This is a genomic window from Arcticibacter svalbardensis MN12-7 (assembly GCF_000403135.1).
Taxonomy (GTDB): Bacteria; Bacteroidota; Bacteroidia; order Sphingobacteriales; family Sphingobacteriaceae; genus Arcticibacter; species Arcticibacter svalbardensis.
The window spans coordinates 1-3,734 of the sequence record NZ_AQPN01000003.1; the positions used below are offsets into that span (position 1 = coordinate 1).

The following is a 3,734-nucleotide window of genomic DNA, read 5'->3' on the forward strand; positions in this document are numbered from 1 at the left end:
ATGAATGTTTATTAATTCAACTCATCATTTGTTCCTCGCTGTTTAAGCAAATTTTCCTTTATACCCAGCTTGCTGTTTTTATAGCTGTAAGAAAAATAGATCACCAGCCCAATTCCCAACCAGATAAGGAACCTTAACCAGTTTGTGTAACCCAATTCAGTCATCAGGTAAAAGCAACTCAAAAGTCCCAATACAGGGATTAGCGAAAGACTTTTCAAATAGGAAAACACAGCAATAATGGTAGCCAGTATAAAAAACAAGAAGTAGGGGATATTATCTTTATAGGTGTGCCAGTCACCCGTATAACTCAGCAATCCAAAAATGGGCTTGTGAAACACTGCAATAACCGCAATAAATAACCCTGGAACAATGTATCGGGAGCTGACATAAGGGATCTTAAACCTGCCTGGTTTCTGCTCCATATCCTTCTCCATGATCAATACTCCGCCACACACGAGCACAAACGCAAAGAGGGTACCAATGCTGGTTAGGTCAGTTACCTCCGTCAGGTTCATAAACAAGGCCGGTATCGCGACTACAAAACCAGTAACAATGGTCGAAAATCCAGGGGTTTTATATTTAGGGTGGATATTAGAAAAGCGCTTAGGGAGAAGACCATCCCTACTCATGCTCATCCAGATCCGCGGTTGTCCCATTTGAAAAATTAACAATACACTCGCTGTAGCGATCACAGCACTTACTGAAATGATATAACTGATTTGGGTAAGGCCAATTTTTGTAAATACAAAAGCAAGGGGATCGCCTACGCGCAGATCTTTATACGACACCATTCCGGTGAGTACTAAAGCAATCAGGATGTACAATACCGTACAAATAATAAGCGAATAGAACATGCCCCTGGGCAAATCCCGTTGTGGATTCTTACACTCTTCTGCAGTTGTTGATATAGCATCAAAACCGATGTAGGCAAAAAATACACCAGATACACCCTTCATCACACCTGAGAAGCCGTTTGGAAGAAAAGGGCTCCAATTGGAAGGAGTAATATAAAATGCACCCAATATAATCACGGCAATAACAATACAAATTTTAAGAATAACCATTGCATTAGTCGCTCTTTTTGTTTCCTTGATGCCAATATAAACCAGCCAGGTAATGATGGCCACAATGAGCAATGCCGGCAGATCGGCTATTAAATGAAAGCCAGCAAGTAATGGAGCTGTATTCCATGCCGATGCTTGCGTTTGAAGTGTTTCCGTAATAGATGTGAGGTTTCCCGATGCCTGAAGTCTTAAAACCTCATCATGCGCTCTGGAAGCAGACAGATAATCCATGGTTAGGTAAGCAGGAATATGAATATGAAATCCTTCCAGCAGGTTAGTGAAATATTCACTCCAGGAGATCGCTACTGCAATATTCCCAATAGCATATTCCATTAAAAGGTCCCATCCGATAATCCAGGCCACTAACTCACCAAATGAAGCATAAGCGTACGTATAGGCACTTCCTGATACGGGTATGCGGGAAGCAAATTCTGCATAACACAAGGCTGAAAATCCACAGGTTATAGCGGTGATAACAAACAGTATAGAGACGCCGGGTCCACCATTAAAAGCAGCTTCTCCTATCGTAGAGAATATTCCGGCTCCTATAACCGCTGCAATACCCATAAAGGTCAGGTCTTTTACACCTAATACCCTGTTTAAGCTGGATTTAGAACCACCTGGATGCTCTTCATCTCCGATTCCACTATCAATATCCGATAAAATATGTGCAATGGTTTTTTTTCTGAAGTAGTTTTTAGCCATGAAGAAGAACTTGTTTACTATAAGCGGCAAAAATATAAAATTATTTGCCGCTTATCACCTGCTAATACCTTTTCCTTCGTTTTCTCAAGATAATAATTACAATAATTAACACAATAACAACTACCGCTCCAATAATGAGGTAAATTCTGCTGTCGTTTACAGGAGCTTTACCTGTTGTGTTTTCGGGATCAGTAAATTGAGTGCTTACTGCAGCAGATGGGGGTATTGTTATCGAATTGAAAAAAGTGTCACTTTCCCCCTTCGCATATTCTTCATGTATAGCTTTGTATAAAAACTGAAAGGTGTAGGTGGAGGAGTTTTCATGCAAGATCCGGATCATCCGGTATTGTTTACCGCTTCCACTATCTATTTCAAGTTTAAAATCCTTGACTTGCAATTTGCCTATAACGGTGTCCCGTTCATCAGAAACAATCCCGTTTGAGCTGGTCTTTATCCGTTTGATAAAGTCATCATAGTAAATTTTTAAATGTTTTACCTTTTCTATGTCCGGAGTGCTTATTGAATTATCCGGCTGTTTGGTGATCATAATTTCACCAAAAGAAGATTCGGAGTTAAACAAGATCTGACCAAGCGTGTCTTTTTTAGTAAATTCACCAGGAAGTGATACCTGAACAGAATCATCAATATGTACAGGCTTCCATTTTTGCGCAAAACCGGATGTTACAAACAATAAAAATATAGGAAATACGAGTAATTTTTTCATACAGTCGTGTTTTACAAGACGGATACTCCGTTTTTTTTGTTCCATTAGAAGCTGTCTCGTTCCATTAACCAAATTGTCTGCAAAAAAGTTTTATTTAAGCATTTATAGTCTGAAATAATAATTACCCCCCCCCTTCTTGAGCCATCTTAAACATAAATTAATAACCTATTGTTTTAACTGTTTATGTGATAAAGATCACGTATCTTTTTAATGACGATCAACCAATTCTTAAAAATCCTTAGTAATTTTGAGTAATGCTAAAGTATTGAAAGTAAGGATATTTGCTATTTTTCCTGATTAAATTGAATTAACCTCTCCCATTCTCAGGGTCAGAATCATAAATATTAAAATGAATTAACCACATAAAATCCTACGATTATGAAAAAGATATTAGTACCTACAGACTTTTCCAAATGTGCCGATAAAGCATTGGATTTTGCAGTAAGATCAGTCAGGAACCATCCCATAGAAATTATATTGCTTCACGTATTTGAAGAGGCTACCAGTGTATATACCGATTATGTTGGCGTAAACAAAGAATATAACCTCAGCCTTTTAGTTGATGCACGAAAAAAACTGAATCAACTTAAAAGCAGCATTGAAGATATTGATGGTGTAATTGTGAGCACCTGTGTAATGAGCGGAAATGCAAATGAATGTATCCTGACGACTTGCAAAGATAAAGGAGTCGATATGATCATTATGGGTACATTCGGTGCCAGTGATATCAATAATAAGCTATTTGGGAGCAAAACGGCTTCTATCATAGGTAAAAGCAAGGTGCCCGTTTTAGCTATACCTTTTGATTATGAATGGAAAAAACCATCGAAAATTTTATTGGCTACCAATCATTTTGAAAAAGATCCCCTTCTTCTTAATTTTATATTTAAAGTCGCTGATCTGTATGAAGCCAAAGTTCAGGTTGCTGTAGTTTCTGATGAAGAAGAAGATGAAGCATCCACAATCCTGGAACGCAGTTATGCCATACCAACTTATGAATCTTTGTTGAAAGAAAAGTATAAGGAACAGGTGTTAGCTGTTAAACATCTATATGGGACAGAATTTGAAGAAACCATGGAAGATTACATTGAGGAGCAGTCAATAGATATGCTATCTATGGTTACCTACCAAAGAAGTTTTCTCGATCGGGTTTTTCAACCCAGCATGAGCAAAAGGATGGCCAATCATACCAAAATTCCATTGCTTGTTATTCCTTCAAAACACGATTTACTGATGTAATC

At 38.0% G+C, this 3,734-nt stretch carries 3 protein-coding genes; 1 reads left to right on the forward strand and 2 read right to left on the reverse strand.

Annotated features, from left to right (window positions below):
- Positions 1-11: 11 nt before the first annotated feature.
- Both ADIARSV_RS00735 and ADIARSV_RS00740 read right to left on the reverse strand, forming a co-directional pair.
- Complete coding sequence (locus tag ADIARSV_RS00735; RefSeq protein ID WP_040298626.1) at positions 12-1,769, reverse strand: amino acid permease; 1,758 nt, start codon at positions 1,767-1,769, stop codon at positions 12-14.
- Positions 1,770-1,830: 61 nt separating this feature from the next.
- The gene (locus ADIARSV_RS00740) at positions 1,831-2,493 is read right to left on the reverse strand and encodes a hypothetical protein (protein ID WP_016193419.1); all 663 of its coding nucleotides are present in this window, start codon (positions 2,491-2,493) and stop codon (positions 1,831-1,833) included.
- Between the two features lie 378 nt (positions 2,494-2,871).
- Here ADIARSV_RS00740 and ADIARSV_RS00745 point away from each other — a divergent pair, with 378 nt between their 5' ends.
- Positions 2,872-3,732: a universal stress protein gene (locus tag ADIARSV_RS00745; RefSeq protein ID WP_016193420.1), complete on the forward strand. Its 861-nt coding sequence runs from the start codon at positions 2,872-2,874 to the stop codon at positions 3,730-3,732.
- Positions 3,733-3,734 lie beyond the last annotated feature (2 nt).

Excerpts from the sequence above, each read along its gene's own strand:
- ADIARSV_RS00735 (WP_040298626.1), bottom strand. The coding sequence starts at position 1,769 with ATGGCTAAAAACTACTTCAGAAAAAAAACCATTGCACATATTTTATCG.
- ADIARSV_RS00745 (WP_016193420.1), top strand. The coding sequence starts at position 2,872 with ATGAAAAAGATATTAGTACCTACAGACTTTTCCAAATGTGCCGATAAA.
- ADIARSV_RS00740 (WP_016193419.1), bottom strand. The coding sequence starts at position 2,493 with ATGAAAAAATTACTCGTATTTCCTATATTTTTATTGTTTGTAACATCC.